Origin of the sequence: Pseudomonas sp. CP-1, assembly GCF_021213715.1 — a bacterium.
Taxonomy (GTDB): domain Bacteria; phylum Pseudomonadota; class Gammaproteobacteria; order Pseudomonadales; family Pseudomonadaceae; genus Pseudomonas; species Pseudomonas aeruginosa.
Window position 1 is genome coordinate 179777 of record NZ_JAJQKY010000004.1, and the last position, 16230, is coordinate 196006.

A 16230-nucleotide genomic window follows, 5' to 3' on the forward strand; every position below is an offset into this window, starting at 1 on the left:
GCGTCGGGATGACGCAGGCGGCAGACTTTCAGAAGAACCACGGCGGGTGAGCGCCGGCGACCGTTGCGAGGTGGCCGCGGGCGTATGCCGCCGGACTGTTTTTTCGCGAGCCGGGTGGTTCGCGAAGCGACGGTCACAGGTGGTGGGGTGCCACGAGCGCTCCGCCGAAATGCGCAATACCTAGACGAATAACGGTAGACAAGCATGAATCTCCACGAATATCAGGGTAAGCAGCTGTTCGCTGAATACGGCCTGCCTGTATCCAAGGGCTTTGCCGTAGACACCCCCGAAGAGGCCGCAGAAGCCTGCGACAAGATCGGCGGCAACGAGTGGGTCGTCAAAGCTCAGGTGCACGCCGGCGGCCGCGGTAAAGCGGGCGGTGTGAAGCTGGTGAAGAGCAAAGAGGACGCCAAGGCGTTCGCCCAGCAGTGGCTGGGCAAGAACCTGGTGACCTACCAGACCGACGCCAACGGCCAGCCGGTCAGCAAGATCCTGGTGGAGTCCTGCACCGACATCGACAAGGAGCTGTACCTCGGCGCCGTCGTCGATCGTTCCAGCCGCCGCATCGTGTTCATGGCTTCCACCGAAGGTGGCGTGGACATCGAGAAGGTCGCCCACGACACTCCCGAGAAGATCCTCAAGGCCACCATCGACCCGCTGGTCGGCGCGCAGCCGTACCAGGGCCGCGAGCTGGCCTTCCAGCTGGGCCTGAAGGGCGACCAGATCAAGCAGTTCACCCATATCTTCGTCGGCCTGGCGAAGCTGTTCCAGGACTACGACCTGGCCCTGCTGGAAGTGAACCCGCTGGTGATCAAGAAAGACGGCAACCTGCACTGCCTGGATGCCAAGATCAACATCGACAGCAACGCCCTGTACCGTCAGCCGAAGCTGCGCGCCATGCACGACCCGTCCCAGGACGATGCCCGTGAAGCCCATGCGCAGAAGTGGGAGCTGAACTACGTCGCGCTGGAAGGCAACATCGGCTGCATGGTCAACGGCGCCGGCCTGGCCATGGGTACCATGGACATCGTCAACCTGCACGGCGGCAAGCCGGCCAACTTCCTCGACGTTGGCGGCGGTGCGACCAAGGAGCGCGTGACCGAAGCGTTCAAGATCATCCTGTCCGACAGCAACGTGAAGGCTGTCCTGGTGAACATCTTCGGCGGCATCGTGCGTTGCGACATGATCGCCGAAGGCATCATCGGCGCCGTCAAAGAAGTCGGCGTGAAGGTTCCGGTTGTCGTCCGCCTGGAAGGCAACAACGCTGAACTGGGTGCCAAGGTCCTGGCCGAAAGCGGCCTGAACATCATCGCGGCAACCAGCCTGACCGACGCTGCCCAGCAAGTCGTCAAGGCCGCGGAGGGTAAGTAATGAGCGTCCTGATCAACAAAGACACCAAAGTCATCTGCCAAGGCTTCACCGGTAGCCAGGGCACCTTCCACTCCGAACAGGCCATCGCCTACGGCACCAAGATGGTCGGCGGCGTGACCCCCGGCAAGGGCGGCACCACCCACCTCGGCCTGCCGGTGTTCAACACTGTCAAGGAAGCCGTGGAAGCCACCGGCGCCGAAGCCTCGGTCATCTACGTTCCGGCTCCGTTCTGCAAGGACTCGATCCTGGAAGCGGCATTCGGCGGCATCAAGCTGATCGTCTGCATCACCGAAGGCATCCCGACCCTCGACATGCTGGACGCCAAGGTCAAGTGCGACGAGCTGGGCGTACGCCTGATCGGCCCGAACTGCCCGGGCGTGATCACTCCCGGCGAGTGCAAGATCGGCATCATGCCGGGTCACATCCACCTGCCGGGCAAGGTAGGCATCGTGTCGCGTTCCGGCACCCTGACCTACGAAGCCGTGAAGCAGACCACCGACGCCGGCTTCGGCCAGTCCACCTGCGTGGGCATCGGCGGCGACCCGATCCCGGGCTCCAACTTCATCGACATCCTGAAGCTGTTCCAGGAAGATCCGCAGACCGAAGCCATCGTCATGATCGGCGAGATCGGCGGTTCCGCCGAAGAAGAAGCCGCGGCCTTCATCAAGGCCAACGTGACCAAGCCGGTGGTGTCCTACATCGCTGGCGTGACTGCCCCTCCGGGCAAGCGCATGGGCCACGCCGGCGCCATCATCTCCGGCGGCAAGGGCACCGCGGACGAGAAGTTCGCCGCCCTGCAGGACGCCGGTGTGAAGACCGTGCGTTCCCTGGCCGACATCGGCAAGGCCCTGGCCGAGCTGACCGGTTGGGAAGTGAAGAAGGCCTGATTTCCCGGGTTTTCTGAGTTCCAGGACGAAGGCCACCGCCTCACAGCGGTGGCCTTCGTCGTTCTATCGCATCCGTCAAACGAATGTTGCCGCGATGCGCTATCATTGCCAACGGTTCGTGTCCGACAAAACCCCGGGCGCGCCACGCATCATCCCGCAGGCCAGCGCGCCTGCAGCTATAGCGCCACATGGCCCTCAAAAGGGGTCGGGCGGCTTGACCGGTCCTCCTCATCCGGAAGGACGATGTTTCCTAACACCCCCAAAGGGAAACCCCGAACAACCGAGACTTCTGCCAGTGGTACATCCTCCTATGACTCATTTGAAAGGGTTCGACCTGCTCGCCCTTGGCTTCATGACGTTCGCGCTTTTTCTCGGCGCGGGTAACATCATCTTTCCTCCCAGTGCCGGCATGGCGGCGGGCGAACACGTATGGAGCGCGGCTTTCGGCTTCCTCCTTACCGGTGTCGGCCTGCCGTTGCTGACGGTGGTCGCCCTGGCCCGGGTCGGAGGCGGTATTGGCCGCCTGACCCAGCCGATCGGGCGGCGCGCGGGAGTGGCGTTCGCCATCGCCGTCTATCTTGCCATCGGCCCGCTGTTCGCCACCCCGCGTACAGCCGTGGTGTCCTTCGAGATGGGCGTCGCGCCTTTCACCGGGGACGGCGGCGCGCCGTTGCTCGTCTATACCGTCGCTTACTTCTCCGTGGTTCTGTTCCTGGTGCTGAACCCGGGTCGCCTTGTCGACCGGGTCGGAAAGGTCATCACGCCGGTGCTGCTGTCGGCCCTGCTGGTTCTTGGCGGCGCGGCGATCTTCGCGCCGGCGGGAGCGATCGGCAGCAGTTCCGGCGAGTACCAGAGCGCGCCCCTGGTGCAGGGTTTCCTGCAGGGCTACCTGACCATGGATACCCTCGGTGCCCTGGTCTTCGGTATCGTCATCGCCACCGCCATTCGCGACCGCGGCATCAGCGACAGCCGGCTGGTCACGCGCTATTCCATGATCGCCGGGATCATCGCCGCCACCGGCCTGTCCCTGGTCTACCTGGCGCTGTTCTATCTTGGCGCCACCAGCCAGGGCATCGCCGGCGACGCCCAGAATGGCGTACAGATCCTCACCGCCTATGTGCAGCAGACCTTTGGCGTTTCCGGCAGCCTGTTGCTGGCGGTGGTCATCACCCTGGCCTGCCTGACCACGGCGGTAGGGCTGATCACGGCGTGCGGCGAGTTCTTCAGCGACCTGCTGCCGGTTTCGTACAAGACGGTGGTGATCGTGTTCTCGCTGTTCAGCCTGCTGGTCGCCAACCAGGGACTGACCCAGTTGATCAGCCTTTCGGTACCGGTTCTGGTGGGACTCTATCCGCTCGCCATCGTGCTGATCGCCCTGAGCCTGTTCGACCGGCTCTGGGTGTCGGCCCCGCGGGTGTTCGTGCCGGTGATGATCGTCGCGCTGCTCTTCGGCATCGTCGACGGGCTGGGGGCGGCCAAGCTGAACGGGTGGGTGCCGGACGTCTTCGCCAAGCTCCCGCTCGCCGATCAGAGCCTTGGCTGGCTGCTGCCGGTATCCATTGCGCTGGTCCTGGCAGTCGTTTGCGATCGGCTGCTGGGCAAGCCGCGCGAAGCGGTCGCCTGAGACGTCAGGCGAACCCCAGGAAGGCCGCCTCCGGGCGGCCTTTTTCATGAGCCGACGAAAGTCGTGTCCTGGCCGCGGCGAGCGGCGTCCCAACGGCGCGAAACAACGGCGGGGCGATTCCCGGCCGGCTCAAGAGGGAGTTTTCATGACCGCCGAACTCGGCATTTTCAACGGGCACCTGCCGCAACACCTGCTGGCGGCGCTCTGGTTCCTGTTCTGCTGGGTGGGCTACACCCGCTACGCCACCTGGAAGGGCCGCGACACCGCCTGCCTGGCTAGCGTCCTGCACCTCTACCGGGAGGACTGGATGCGCCGGCTGCTGCTGCGTGACAACCGTATCGCCGACGCCAGCGTGATCGGCAACCTGGAGCGCAACGCGTCGTTCTTCGCTTCCAGCACGCTGATCATCCTCGCCGGCATCCTCACCCTGCTGGGCTCCACCGACCGCGCCGTCTCGGTACTGGCCGACCTGCCGTTCGTGGAGGAGGCCAGCCGGGGACTGTCGGAACTGAAGCTGCTGTGCCTGGCAGTGGTCTTCGTCTATGCCTTCTTCACCTTCAGCTGGTGCATGCGCCAGTACAACTTCGCGGCGATCCTGGTCGGCTCGGCACCGATGATCGGCGAGCGCAACGTCGGCGAGCTGGAGCGCAAATCCTTTGCCGAGCGTGCCGCCCGGGTCATCTCGCTGGCGGCCAACCAGTTCAACTTCGGCTTGCGCTCGTACTATTTCGGCCTGGCCATGCTCGCCTGGTTCATCAACTCCTGGTTCTTCATGCTGGTGACGGCCGGCGTGGTGCTGGTCCTGTATCGCCGCGAATTCCATTCGGACGTGCTGGAGGTGATGGTCTACACCGAGACCGCAATCGCCGAAAGCCCGCGGGAAGGCGAGGGCGAGGTGCCCAGAGGCTGAATCCCTGGCATGAAAAAGCCCGCTTGCGCGGGCTCTTTCAGGGTACGTCAACGAGAACTTATTGCTGGTTCTGTTGCGGTTGCTCCGGAGTCGGTGCCGGAGTCTGCGGGGTTGCCGGAGTGTCGCTCGACGGCGCCGGGGCGCTGGGCTCGGCAGGGGGAGTAGCCGGAGCGCTCGGCTGGGTCTCGGTAGCCGGAGCTGCCGGGGCCGCTGCCTTGTCTTCCTCTTTCTTGTCGCAAGCGGCCAGGCCAAGGCTGGCAGCGAGCAGCAGGGCAAGAGTTACGGTCTTTTTCATCGTTTAGCCTCCATGTGCGGCTTTCCTCGTTGTAGCCCTTTGAACATTTGCGCTGGCGTGAAGTTCCACACACTTCGACTATTTCGATCGTTATGTCCAAAACCCCGGCTGCCGGGGCTTTGGCGGCAGGGTATGATTCGCCCTCCAGAAAACTCCCAGCAAGGTCGCCGTCATGTCGGAAAATCCTCTCCTCGAGCGCGCCCGGCGCTTTCTCTCGGCCTTGCGTCATTGCCAGGTGCTGGGGTTGACGGTCGAGGCCGCCGACGAGAAAGGACTGACCCTGCGCCTGCCCTACAGCCAGGCGATCATCGGCAACCCGGAAAGCGGGGTCGTCCACGGCGGCGCGATCACCACCCTGATGGACACCACCTGCGGTATTTCCACGGTCTGCGTGCTGCCGGACTTCGAGATCTGCCCGACGCTCGACCTGCGCATCGACTATATGCATCCCGCCGAACCGCACAAGGATGTCTATGGCTTCGCCGAGTGCTACCGGGTCACGCCGAACGTGATCTTCACCCGCGGCTTCGCCTACCAGGACGATCCGAGCCAGCCCATCGCCCATGTCGTCGGCGCCTTCATGCGCATGGGCGGTTCGGCTCGCTCCGGGGCGGCCAGGCCGGCCGCGCAGGGAGGTGCGGCATGAGCCCGACCAGCCTCGAGCAACTGGTCCGCGACGCGCGCCGGAACAACGACTACAGCCCGCTGGTGGAGCTGATCCCGTACGCCAAGCTGCTCGGCATCGAATGCCTGCGCCTGGGCGACGACATGGTCTTCCGCCTGCCGGCGAACAAGGACAACATCGGCAACCCGACCCTGCCGGCCATCCATGGCGGTGTGATCGCCGGCTTCATGGAGCATGCGGCGATGTTGCACCTGCTGACTTTCATGAGCATTCCGCACCTGCCGAAGATCATCGATTTCTCCATCGATTACCTGCGTGCCGGGCACTTCCGCGATACCTACGCGCAATGCCAGGTCTGGCGCCAGGGGCGACGGGTGGCGAACGTCGCGATCAACGCCTGGCAGACCACCCAGGGCGAGCCCATCGCCACCGCGCGGGCGCATTTCAAGGTGGACGAGCCGTGAGCCGTACGCTGCGGAAAGTGGGCTGAGGATATCGCGATGGATGCCTTGCTGATTCTGGGCGGCCTGCTGCTGATGGTCGCCGGCTATATCTGGGTCATCGTCCTGGCCTTCGGTACCGGTCTGCTGTGGGGTTACGGCAGCCTTTTCCCGCCGGTGGCGCTGGCCTATATCGGCGTGCACTGGCGTACGGCGCGCAAGGGCGTCGGGCTGGCCGCGCTGGGTTGCATCCCGCTGGTGGTCGGCCTGGCGCTGCTGGCCAGTCACGACGCTGCGCGACTGGAGGCGATCCTCAGCCTGCGCTGGCTGAAGCCGGAGGCCAGGCCGCCGGCGGAACTGGCCATCGCGCTCAGCGGGGAGTTCAACGGCAAGCCTTTCGCGCCGCAGAGCGGCGAGTTGATCGGCGGCGTGCTGAGCCTGCGCCAGGGGCACGATTTCTACGCCCAGCGCGAGCTGCAGATCCGCCTTCCGGCACAGCCGCTCGGGGCGCTGCGCCTGGACGTGCTGCCCGAGGACGGCGGCGCGTTGCCAGAAGTCGAGCTGAGCTGGCTGCAACCGGAGCAGGACCTGCCCGAGGCGCGTCGTCTCCTGCGTGGCTATACCTTGCACCTGGACCTGCGGCCCAAGGCGCCGAACCGCCTGGAGGGCGAGTTCCACCTGAGCCTGCCGAGCGACTACCGGACCACCCTCAGCGGCCACGTCGAGCTGTATACCGACCGGCTGCGCTATCGGCACGGCAAGGTCGACCTGGGCTACGACTCCGACGATACCCTGGCCCTGGTCTTGCGCGACTATCTGCAGCGACGCTTCGCCAGCCGCGACGTCAGCCTCGTGCGGGCGCCGTCCTGGCGCGCGGCCAGCCATGCGCGGCCGCTGCGTATCGAGGCCCTGGTGGCCGGCCAGACTCAGGTGCTGGAGCTGACGCTGGAGAAGAACGCCCGGCGGGAGTGGTCGGTGCGCGGCGACGCGTTCCCCGCTTTGCCGGCGGAGCCTGCGACCGTGGCCGCGGTAGCGCCGTCCGAGCCGCAGGCGCTGCCGGCGCCGGGCAACGCCACCCTCGACCTGGAGCTGGTCCAGGTCGAACCGCAGCGCTACAGCCAGCGCCTGGTCAAGGCCACTACGGTACGCGGGCGTATCGCCGAGGGCCGTTTCACCGGCCTCGACAGCGAGGGGCGCCTGGTGATCCGCCGGGAAATGCCCGGTGCGGGGGAGGCGAGCTACCTGTTGCGCCCGGCGGAGATCGCCCGTCTCGAACTGCTCGAACGCTAGTCGTCGTACGACGGTGCGCGGTTTTTTCGCATAAGCGCTTGAAAAGCCGGAAGAAGGCCCCACCTAGGGGACATCCGCCGTGGTACGCGGCTTATGTCATTGATGGAGCTTGGAGCGATGAGCGTGGAAACCCAAAAAGAGACACTGGGCTTTCAGACTGAAGTGAAGCAACTGCTTCACCTGATGATTCATTCTCTCTATTCGAACAAGGAAATCTTCCTCCGCGAACTGATTTCCAACGCCTCGGACGCCGCCGACAAGCTGCGTTTCGAAGCCCTGGCCAATCCCGAGCTGCTCGAGGGCGGCGCCGAGCTGAAGATCCGCGTCAGCTTCGACAAGGAAGCCAACACCGTCACCCTGGAAGACAACGGCATCGGCATGAGCCGCGAGGATGTGGTGACTCACCTGGGCACCATCGCCAAGTCCGGGACCGCCGACTTCCTGAAGAACTTGTCTGGCGACCAGAAGAAGGATTCGCACCTGATCGGCCAGTTCGGCGTCGGTTTCTACAGCGCCTTCATCGTCGCCGACAAGGTCGATGTCTACTCCCGTCGCGCCGGCCAGCCGGCCAGCGAAGGCGTGCACTGGTCGTCGAAGGGCGAGGGCGAGTTCGACGTCGCCACCATCGACAAGCCCGAGCGCGGCACCCGCATCGTCCTCCACCTGAAAAAGGGCGAGGAGGAGTTCGCCGATGGCTGGCGCCTGCGCAACGTGATCAAGAAATACTCCGATCACATCGCTTTGCCGATCGAGCTACCCAAGGAATTCCACGGCGAAGAGGCCGACAAGCCGGCCGAGCCGGAATGGGAAACGGTCAACCGCGCCAGCGCGCTGTGGACCCGTCCGCGCGCCGAGGTGAAGGACGAGGAATACCAGGAGTTCTACAAGCACGTCGCCCATGACTTCGAGAACCCGCTGAGCTGGAGCCACAACAAGGTCGAAGGCAAGCTGGAATACACCTCGCTGCTCTACGTGCCGGGCCGCGCGCCGTTCGACCTGTACCATCGCGAGGCGCCACGAGGCCTGAAGCTGTACGTACAGCGCGTGTTCATCATGGACCAGGCCGACGAGTTCCTGCCGCTGTACCTGCGCTTCATCAAGGGTGTGGTCGACTCCAACGACCTGTCGCTGAACGTCTCCCGGGAAATCCTGCAGAAGGATCCGGTGATCGACTCGATGAAGTCGGCGTTGACCAAGCGCGTGCTGGACATGCTGGAGAAGCTGGCGAAGAACGAGCCGGAGCAGTACAAGACCTTCTGGAAGAACTTCGGCCAGGTCCTCAAGGAAGGCCCCGCGGAAGACTTCGGCAACAAGGAGAAGATCGCCGGCCTGCTGCGCTTCGCCTCCACCGGCGACGATTCGGGCGAGCAGAGCGTAGCGCTGGCCGACTACATCGGTCGGATGAAGGAAGGCCAGGACAAGATCTACTACCTCACCGGCGAGAGCTACTCGCAGGTGAAGAACAGCCCGCACCTGGAAGTCTTCCGCAAGAAGGGCATCGAGGTGCTGCTGCTCACCGATCGCATCGACGAGTGGCTGATGAGCTACCTGCCGGAGTTCGACGGCAAGCAGTTCGTCGATGTCGCCCGCGGCGACCTGGACCTGGGCAGCCTGGACTCGGAAGAGGACAAGAAGGCCCAGGAAGAAGTCGCCAAGAGCAAGGAAGGCCTGATCGAGCGCCTGAAGAAGGTGCTCGACGAGCAGGTCAGCGAAGTCCGCGTCTCCCACCGCCTGACCGATTCGCCGGCGATCCTCGCCATCGGCGAACAGGACCTTGGCCTGCAGATGCGCCAGATCCTCGAGGCCAGTGGGCAGAAAGTGCCGGACTCGAAGCCGATCTTCGAGATCAACCCGCAGCATCCGCTGATCGAGAAGCTGGATGCGGAGCCGGACGAGGACCGCTTTGGCGAGCTGTCGCATATTCTCTTCGACCAGGCCGCCCTGGCCGCGGGGGACAGCCTCAAGGATCCGGGCGCCTACGTACGCCGACTGAACAAGCTGCTGGTGGAGCTGTCCGCTTAAGCAGTAGCCCCGACAAAGCCCGCTTCGGCGGGCTTTGTCTTTTCCAACTCTCGCAGGAGCAGTACCCATGAGTGAGATTCGTGTAGAGCCGGTCGCCTACGACATCGATGGGCAGCCGTACGAAGGTCAACTGGTGTACGACGCCAGCCACGCGGGACCGCGCCCGGGCCTGCTGATGGCGCCGAACTGGATGGGCGTGAGCGCCGCCGCGCTGGACATCGCCCGGCAGGTCGCCGGCCGTGGGCACGTGGTGCTGGTCGCGGACCTCTACGGCAGGGACGTGCGTCCGCAGAACGGCGACGAGGCGGGCGCGGCGATGATGCCGCTGAAGAACGACCGGGCCCTGCTGCGCAAGCGCATGCAGGCAGCGCTGGCGGCCTTGCGCGGACAGGCGCTCGCGGCTCTCGCGGCTGTCGATGCGACCCGCCAGGCCGCCTTCGGTTTCTGCTTCGGCGGTTGCTGCGCGCTGGAGCTGGCTCGCGACGGCGCCGAGCTGAAGGCCTTCGTGTCCTTCCATGGCACCCTGGATACGCCGGACCCGGCGCATGCCAGGAATATCAAGGGCGCGGTACTGGTCCTCGACGGCGCCTCCGATCCGCTGGTGCCGCGCGAGCAGTTGCCGGCCTTCGCCAGGGAGATGACCGATGCCGGCGTCGACTGGCAGCTCACCAGCTACGGCGGCGCGGTGCATTCCTTCACCGATCCGAACGCCAAGGTGCCGGGCAAGATGCACTATGACGCCAGGACCTCCCAGCGTGCCTTCCAGGCGATGGACGACCTGCTGGCGGAAGTCTTCGCCTGAGACCGCCGGCTCACTCGCGCATGGCGAAGCAATGCCTGGCCTCGGGGAAGCGCCGTTCGCGCACGTCCTCGGCGAAGCGCCGGGCCGCCTCGTCGATTTCCCGGTCGAGGCGCGCGTAGCGTTCGACGAAGCGCGGTACCTGTTCGCCGCTTAGCCCGAGCAGGTCCTCGCTGACCAGTACCTGGCCGTCGCAGGCCGGCGAGGCGCCGATACCGATGCAGGGGATCGCCAGTTCTTCGCTAAGGCGACGGGCCAGCGGCTCGCCTACGCCTTCGATGACCACCGCGAAGGCGCCGCCGCGCTGCATGGCGAGGCCGTCGCGGCGTACCCGTTCGGCGCTTTCCGGGTCACGCCCCTGGGCCTTGAAGCCGCCCATGGCGTTGACCTGCTGCGGCATCAGGCCGATATGGGCGAGCACCGGTATGCCACGGCGTACCAGAAAGTCCACGGTTTCTTCCATTTCCTCACCGCCTTCCAGCTTCACCGCCTGGGCGCCGCTGTCGGCCAGCAGGCGTGCGGCGTTGCGGAACGCCTGTCGGGGCGATTCCTGGTAGCTGGCGAACGGCAAGTCGGCCACCACGCAGGCGCGCCGGCTGCCGCGCATCACCGCCAGGGTGTGGGCGACCATCATCTCCAGGCTCACTCCCAGGGTACTGGGCATGCCATAGAGCACCATGCCCAGCGAATCGCCGACCAGCAGCAGGTCGGCGTGCGGATCGAGGAGGCGGGCCATGGGCGTGCTGTAGGCGGTCAGCGCCACCAGGCTGCCGGCACCCTTGCGGCGCTGGATATCGGGAACGGACAGGCGATGTTGCGGGCGATGACTGCTCATGGCGTGGCTCCGGTTTGTCTATGGGGAGCCACACGCTACCATCGGCCACGCACCGCTCACTCGACGGATGGGGACAACCGATGCCGCAAACGGGACAAGAACGCGACCTGCCGCGATTCCGCAGCCTGCCCTGCGCGGTGTATCTGCGCGCCTTCGAGATGCCCGCCGGGCACCGGGTGGAGATGCACGACCACCCCTGGGGCCAACTGATGTACGCCGCCAGCGGCACTTTGCGCGCCAGCACCGAGCGGCACAGCTATCTGGTGCCGGCGCAGCGGGCGCTGTGGATTCCGCCGCGCGTCCGGCACGCCGCGGAGGCTTGCAACCCTGTGCTGTTCCGCAGTCTCTACCTGGATCGTTCGCTGCCCGGCGGTTGCCGGGTACTGGAGGTGTCCGGCCTGCTGCGCGAACTGTTACTGCGGGCGGCGGAATTTCCCCGTGAATATCCGCCGGGTGGCGAGGCCGAGCGTCTCATGCAGGTGGTCGCCGATGAGGTCGGGCGCCTTCGCGAGGCGCCGCTGAACCTGCCGTTGCCTGGCGACCCGCGCTTGCGCCGGATCACCGACGCGCTACAGGCGGATCCCGCCGATCCGCGCGGCATCTCGGATTGGGCGGGACTGGTGGGGGCTTCCCGACGGACCCTGGCGCGGCTGTTCCGCGAGCAGACCCAGTTGTCGTTTCGCGAGTGGCGCCAGCGCCTGCGTCTGCTCAACGCGGTCGCCGCGCTGGAGGAGGGCGCCAGCGTGACGCGGGTGGCCAGCGACCTTGGCTACGACTCCACCTCGGCGTTCATCAGCCTGTTCCAGCGTCATTTCGGCCAGACCCCCGGTTGCTTCGCCCGCTCCCTGCGCTTGCCCAACTGAGCCGCATGCTTCAGGGCGCCGCCTGTTGGCGCAGGCTTGCCGCCTTGGCCGCGAGGTCCGGCCAGGCGGGCTTGCCGGCGAAACGCTCGCGCAGGTAGTTGGCCAGGGCGGCGACTTGCCGGTCGTCGAGGCTATGGCGGAAGCCGGGCATATAGCCGAGGTCGCCGGTGGCCGGGCTGTGGATGCCGTCGAGGATGATCCGCAGCAGGTTGTCCGGGCTGTCCGCATGCACATTGCTGTTCAGCGCCAGGGATGGACGCACGCCGAAGAAGCGCGGCCCGTCGCCGTCATGATGGCAGGCCAGGCAGGCCCCGGCGAACAGGCGCGCGCCGCTGCCGCTGGGCGGTTGCACGCGGCCGTAGCCCTGCCGGTCGAGGCGTTGCGCCTGTTGCTGATCGGTTTCCCCGGCCGGGGCAGCGGCGTAGGACGCAAGGTAATGGGCCAGGGCCCGCAGGTCCTCGTCCGACTGCTTGGCCAGGCCTTCGCCGACCACTGGCGCCATCGGCCCGCTGGCGACCCCGTGGTAGGCCGAATAGCCGTGGCGGAGGTAGGCGTAGAGGGCCTCCTCGCTCCAGGCGATGGGCGCCGGCGAACTGGCGTTCAAGGCTGGCGCGGTCCAGCCCTCCGCCTCGCCGCCGGCGAAGTGCGCGCTGCCGGACTTTTCCGCGCCGAGCGCGTTGCGCGGCGAGTGGCAGGCGCTGCAATGGCCGAGGCCTTCGGCGAGATAGGCGCCGCGGTTCCATTGCTGGTTGCGCGTCGGCTCGTCGCGGTAGGCGCCGGGCTCCAGGAACAGCAGGTTCCAGCCGGCCATCAGCTGGCGTTGGTCGAAGGGGAACGGCAACTGGTTGGCAGGCGTTTCGCTGTGCACCGCCGGCTGGCTCATCAGGTAGGCGTACAGGGCCTTCAGGTCTTCGTCGCGAGTCCTGGTGAAGGCGGTGTAAGGGAACGCCGGATACAGATAGCTGCCGTCGCGGGCCACGCCATGCCGCATGGCCCGCTCGAAGGCGGGGTAGGACCAGCCACCGATGCCGCTCGCGCGATCCGGCGTGAGGTTGCTGCTGTAGATCGTCCCGAACGGCGTCGGCAAGGCCCGTCCGCCGGCGTTGCGCGGGCCGCCTTCGCGAGTGTGGCAGACCGCGCAGTCGCCGAGGGCGGCGAGGCGTTCGCCGCGGGCGATCTGCTCGGCGCTGAAGGGACCGGGTGTGCCTTCCAGTGGCGCGATGGCCGGTTGCCAGGCGTAGCCGAGGGCGATGGCGGCGAGCGCGACGAGGCTGCCGGAGGCCCAGAGGCCGATGCGTGTTGCCTTCTTCATCTGTCAGTCATCCACTGCGCGGGGCGCCGCGGCGCCCCGGGGAAAAGGATCAGGCCTGCGCGCTGCGCAGCGCCGCGAGTACGCGTTCCGGAGTGAACGGCACCTGTCGCAGGCGCGCTCCGGTAGCGTCGAAGATCGCATTGGCGATGGCCGCGGCGCTGGGCACCGAGGCTGACTCGCCAGCGCCCATCGGTGGCTGCTCGGGGCGGTCGAGCAGCAGCACGTCGATCTCCGGCAGTTCGGGGAAGCCGAGGATCGGGTAGCCGCCCCATTCCAGGCTGGTGACGCCGCGGCGGTCGAAGGTGGCGAACTCCTTGAGTACCCGGCTGGTGGACTGGATGACGTTGCCGTGGACCTGGTGCCTGACCCCATCGGGATTGACCATCTGCCCGCAGTCATGGGCGACCCAGACCTTGGCGACGCGCACCGCGCCGTTCTCCGGGTTCACCTCGACGTCGACGATCCAGGCGGCCCAGGCGGCGCCGAAACCGGGAAACTTGCTGTGGAAGTAGCGCGCATAGGCGAAGCCGCGTCCCTTCAGCAAGCCGTCCCGGCGCGCCTCTGGGTTGGGGGAGGTGCGTGGCTGCCAGCCGGCGCGGGCGACCAGGGCGTCGATCAGCGCCAGGGCGCGCTGGTCGTCCAGGTAGCGGCGGCGGAAGGCGATGGGGTCGATGCCGGCCAGGTGCGCCAGTTCGTCGGCGTAGGACTCATGGGCGAACACGTTCGGCAGCGCCGAGACGCCGCGCATCCAGGACGCGCGGACGATGGGGGCGGCGTCGTTGGCCACCACCCGCATCCGCGGGTAGCGGTATTGCGGGATCGCGGTGCGGTCGCCCATGTCGGCCACCTGCGGGGTGGCCGGGATCCGCCCGGTGAGGAGCAGGGCCAGGGTCGGCGCGCCGTTGGAGGGGTAGCAGGTGGCGAAGTCGTAGGCCGCCACCCGGCCTTGCTCGTCGAGACCGCCGCGGACCTCGATCAGTTGCGCGGTGCCTTTCGGTTCCCAGCCATGTTCCTGTTCGCGCATCAGTTGTACCCGTACCGGTCGGCCCACTGCCTGCGCCAGGAGCACGGCGTCGGCGCTGACGTCGTCGGCGCCGTTGCGTCCGTAGCAGCCGGCGGCTTCCATGCGGATCACCTCGATGTCCCCGGTCTCGCGCTGCAGCAGCCTGGCCAGGTCGTTGCGCAGGTCGTGCGGGTTCTGCGTGCCGGACCAGACGCGAGCGCGCTGCGCATCGACCTCGGCGAGGGCGCAGGAAGGGCCGATGGAGGCATGCAACTGGTAGGGCCAGACATAGGTGGCCGACAGCGGCCGGGCGATGCCCGCGAGGTGCTGCTCGAGACCGGGCGAGTCGTGCAGCGTGCGTGGCTTCTTCGGATGCCGGCGAAGCGTGTCCTCGAGCCGGTCGGGTTCCAGCGGCGGCAGGCCCTGCCAGTCCTTCCAGCGCACCTTGAGCTGGCGCGCGGCGCGGATCGCCTGCTCCTCGCGTTCGCAGACCACGCCGACGAAGTCGCCGATCACGACCACCTTGACCAGCCCCGGCAGCCCGGCGACCGAGCTTTCGTCTACCGCCAGCAGGCTGCTGCCGAGCGGGGCGCTGACATCCGCGCCGGTATAGGGCGGGCGTACCACTCGCCCATGCAGCATGCCGGGCAGGCGCATGTCGTGGACATAGGTCAGTTGGCCGGTCAGCTTCGCCGGGATGTCCACCCGACGCACCGGCTTGCCGACCAGGCGGTACTCGCTGCGCGGCTTGAGCGGCGCCTTGCCGTCGATGTTCAGGTTGAAGCGCTGGCCTCGCAGCAACTCGCCGTAGCCGATCCGTCGCTGCGGATTGGCGGCGGCGAAGACCTGGCCGTTTTCGCTGCGCAGGCTGTCCGGATGCACCGGGAAATGGCTTCCGGCCTGGCGCAGGAGGAAGCGCCGGGCTTCGGCGGCGGCCTGGCGCAGCGGCACGGCGCTGACCTGGATGCTGGCGCTGGCGATGGTCGGCCCCTGGTCCGGTGTGCGACGGGTGTCGCCGAGGATCATCTCGACCTGCTCGAACGCGACGTCCAACTCTTCGGCGACGATCTGCGCCAGTGCCGTGCGGATGCCGGTACCAAGGTCGACGTGGCCGCAGAAGGCGGTGACCTTGCCGTCCGCGGCGATGGCGATGAACGAGTCGACCTGGTCCAGCGGCAGGTCGGTGGCGCCCTGCTCGGCGAGGGCGAGTAGCGGGGCGGGCAGGTTGACGGTGACCAGCAGCAGGCCGCCGGCCTTGAGGAAGCCGCGTCGCGAGGGATTGGCCAGGCTCATGCCGGGTGCTCCTCCTGACGCTCCTTCAGGCTCTCGGCGGCACGCCGCACGGCCTTGAGAATCTCCACATGGGTGCCGCAGCGACACAGGTTGTAGGCCAATTCCTGGCGGATCTCGCCGTCGCTGGGGTTCGGGTTGCGATCCAGCAACGCCTTGGCGGTCATCACCATGCCGTTGATGCAGTAGCCGCATTGGGCGGCCTGTTCGTCGATGAAGGCCTGTTGCAGCGGATGCGGATGGGCGGCATCGCCGAGTCCTTCGAGGGTAACCACCTGGCGGCCCACGGCGGCCTCCACTGGGGTGATGCAGGAGCGGGTGGCGACGCCATCCATCAGCACGGTGCAGGCCCCGCACTCGCCGAGGCCGCAGCCGAACTTGGGACCGTTCAGTTGCAGGTCGTTGCGCAGGACATAGAGCAGGGGGGTATCGGGGGCGACATCGAGGCGCAGGGACTGACCGTTGACGGTCAGGGCAAGGGCATCGCTCATGGCGGTTTCTCCCCATGCCGGGGGCATGGCTGTTCATCAGGCGGATGTCCCGTCGGCCGTGCCTGGTAGCGTGCGGCTCTGCGGGAATTTGTTTGTATACAAACATGTTATGGATGCCTGCGGCGAACTGTCAATGGCAGGCCGCTACGACGAAAGGCGCAGCTCCGGACGAC

At 66.7% G+C, this 16230-nt stretch carries 15 protein-coding genes; 10 read left to right on the forward strand and 5 right to left on the reverse strand.

Annotated elements, in window-relative coordinates; translation table 11 throughout:
• Positions 1-204: 204 nt before the first annotated feature.
• From sucC to LT948_RS10250, 4 genes are all read left to right on the forward strand, one after another.
• Positions 205-1371: an ADP-forming succinate--CoA ligase subunit beta gene (sucC, locus tag LT948_RS10235; protein WP_031636301.1), complete on the forward strand. Its 1167-nt coding sequence runs from the start codon at positions 205-207 to the stop codon at positions 1369-1371.
• Positions 1371-2258: a succinate--CoA ligase subunit alpha gene (sucD, locus tag LT948_RS10240; protein WP_003087428.1), complete on the forward strand. Its 888-nt coding sequence runs from the start codon at positions 1371-1373 to the stop codon at positions 2256-2258. The genes sucC and sucD overlap by 1 nt, the downstream gene beginning before the upstream one ends.
• 310 nt (positions 2259-2568) lie before the next feature.
• Positions 2569-3882 (forward strand): branched-chain amino acid transport system II carrier protein, encoded by a 1314-nt coding sequence (brnQ, locus tag LT948_RS10245; RefSeq protein ID WP_003132922.1) that lies wholly within the window; start codon positions 2569-2571, stop codon positions 3880-3882.
• 145 nt (positions 3883-4027) lie between these two features.
• Positions 4028-4792: a DUF599 domain-containing protein gene (locus LT948_RS10250; RefSeq protein WP_003111671.1), complete on the forward strand. Its 765-nt coding sequence runs from the start codon at positions 4028-4030 to the stop codon at positions 4790-4792.
• Positions 4793-4850: 58 nt separating this feature from the next.
• Here the strand turns inward: LT948_RS10250 and LT948_RS10255 are convergent, their stop codons facing one another.
• Positions 4851-5087, reverse strand: coding sequence for a hypothetical protein (locus LT948_RS10255; RefSeq protein ID WP_003087435.1), 237 nt, complete (start codon positions 5085-5087; stop codon positions 4851-4853).
• A gap of 172 nt (positions 5088-5259) precedes the next feature.
• On the opposite strand from LT948_RS10255, the gene LT948_RS10260 reads away from it, so the two are divergent.
• The 5 genes from LT948_RS10260 (at position 5260) to LT948_RS10280 (ending at position 10266) form a co-directional block, all read left to right on the forward strand.
• Positions 5260-5733 (forward strand): PaaI family thioesterase, encoded by a 474-nt coding sequence (locus LT948_RS10260; RefSeq protein ID WP_031636299.1) that lies wholly within the window; start codon positions 5260-5262, stop codon positions 5731-5733.
• Complete coding sequence (locus LT948_RS10265; protein ID WP_003087441.1) at positions 5730-6176, forward strand: PaaI family thioesterase; 447 nt, start codon at positions 5730-5732, stop codon at positions 6174-6176. The genes LT948_RS10260 and LT948_RS10265 overlap by 4 nt, the downstream gene beginning before the upstream one ends.
• Positions 6177-6212: 36 nt before the next feature.
• The gene (locus LT948_RS10270) at positions 6213-7442 is read left to right on the forward strand and encodes an MFS transporter (RefSeq protein ID WP_073657128.1); all 1230 of its coding nucleotides are present in this window, start codon (positions 6213-6215) and stop codon (positions 7440-7442) included.
• 117 nt (positions 7443-7559) lie between these two features.
• The gene (gene htpG, locus LT948_RS10275; protein ID WP_003087446.1) at positions 7560-9464 is read left to right on the forward strand and encodes a molecular chaperone HtpG; all 1905 of its coding nucleotides are present in this window, start codon (positions 7560-7562) and stop codon (positions 9462-9464) included.
• Between the two features lie 67 nt (positions 9465-9531).
• A complete protein-coding gene (locus LT948_RS10280) occupies positions 9532-10266 on the forward strand; it encodes a dienelactone hydrolase family protein (RefSeq protein WP_073657127.1) in 735 nt (244 codons plus the stop codon).
• 10 nt (positions 10267-10276) lie between these two features.
• Here LT948_RS10280 and panB read toward each other — a convergent pair whose 3' ends face one another.
• Positions 10277-11098, reverse strand: coding sequence for a 3-methyl-2-oxobutanoate hydroxymethyltransferase (gene panB / locus LT948_RS10285; protein WP_003087450.1), 822 nt, complete (start codon positions 11096-11098; stop codon positions 10277-10279).
• An 80-nt stretch (positions 11099-11178) separates the two neighbouring features.
• On the opposite strand from panB, the gene LT948_RS10290 reads away from it, so the two are divergent.
• On the forward strand, positions 11179-11961 hold the full coding sequence (locus tag LT948_RS10290) for an AraC family transcriptional regulator (protein WP_073657126.1): 783 nt from the start codon (positions 11179-11181) through the stop codon (positions 11959-11961).
• A 10-nt stretch (positions 11962-11971) separates the two neighbouring features.
• On the opposite strand, the gene LT948_RS10295 is transcribed toward LT948_RS10290, so the two are convergent.
• Genes LT948_RS10295 through LT948_RS10305 form a run of 3 tightly spaced genes read right to left on the reverse strand, consistent with a single transcriptional unit; the run spans position 11972 to position 16057 of the window.
• Entirely contained in the window at positions 11972-13273 is a 1302-nt protein-coding gene (locus LT948_RS10295) for a cytochrome c (protein WP_003087453.1), read from the reverse strand.
• A gap of 49 nt (positions 13274-13322) precedes the next feature.
• On the reverse strand, positions 13323-15569 hold the full coding sequence (locus tag LT948_RS10300) for a xanthine dehydrogenase family protein molybdopterin-binding subunit (protein ID WP_023106761.1): 2247 nt from the start codon (positions 15567-15569) through the stop codon (positions 13323-13325).
• Positions 15566-16057, reverse strand: a complete 492-nt coding sequence (locus LT948_RS10305) for a (2Fe-2S)-binding protein (protein ID WP_003140151.1) — start codon at positions 16055-16057, stop codon at positions 15566-15568. Before LT948_RS10305 ends, LT948_RS10300 begins: the two co-directional genes overlap by 4 nt.
• Positions 16058-16230: the final 173 nt, after the last annotated feature.

Coding starts and splice junctions, on each gene's coding strand:
- LT948_RS10270 (WP_073657128.1), top strand. CDS start 6,213: ATGGATGCCTTGCTGATTCTGGGCGGCCTGCTGCTGATGGTCGCCGGC.
- panB (WP_003087450.1), bottom strand. CDS start 11,098: ATGAGCAGTCATCGCCCGCAACATCGCCTGTCCGTTCCCGATATCCAG.
- LT948_RS10280 (WP_073657127.1), top strand. CDS start 9,532: ATGAGTGAGATTCGTGTAGAGCCGGTCGCCTACGACATCGATGGGCAG.
- LT948_RS10305 (WP_003140151.1), bottom strand. CDS start 16,057: ATGAGCGATGCCCTTGCCCTGACCGTCAACGGTCAGTCCCTGCGCCTC.
- LT948_RS10300 (WP_023106761.1), bottom strand. CDS start 15,569: ATGAGCCTGGCCAATCCCTCGCGACGCGGCTTCCTCAAGGCCGGCGGC.
- LT948_RS10295 (WP_003087453.1), bottom strand. CDS start 13,273: ATGAAGAAGGCAACACGCATCGGCCTCTGGGCCTCCGGCAGCCTCGTC.
- sucD (WP_003087428.1), top strand. CDS start 1,371: ATGAGCGTCCTGATCAACAAAGACACCAAAGTCATCTGCCAAGGCTTC.
- htpG (WP_003087446.1), top strand. CDS start 7,560: ATGAGCGTGGAAACCCAAAAAGAGACACTGGGCTTTCAGACTGAAGTG.
- LT948_RS10290 (WP_073657126.1), top strand. CDS start 11,179: ATGCCGCAAACGGGACAAGAACGCGACCTGCCGCGATTCCGCAGCCTG.
- LT948_RS10255 (WP_003087435.1), bottom strand. CDS start 5,087: ATGAAAAAGACCGTAACTCTTGCCCTGCTGCTCGCTGCCAGCCTTGGC.
- LT948_RS10265 (WP_003087441.1), top strand. CDS start 5,730: ATGAGCCCGACCAGCCTCGAGCAACTGGTCCGCGACGCGCGCCGGAAC.
- LT948_RS10250 (WP_003111671.1), top strand. CDS start 4,028: ATGACCGCCGAACTCGGCATTTTCAACGGGCACCTGCCGCAACACCTG.
- sucC (WP_031636301.1), top strand. CDS start 205: ATGAATCTCCACGAATATCAGGGTAAGCAGCTGTTCGCTGAATACGGC.
- brnQ (WP_003132922.1), top strand. CDS start 2,569: ATGACTCATTTGAAAGGGTTCGACCTGCTCGCCCTTGGCTTCATGACG.
- LT948_RS10260 (WP_031636299.1), top strand. CDS start 5,260: ATGTCGGAAAATCCTCTCCTCGAGCGCGCCCGGCGCTTTCTCTCGGCC.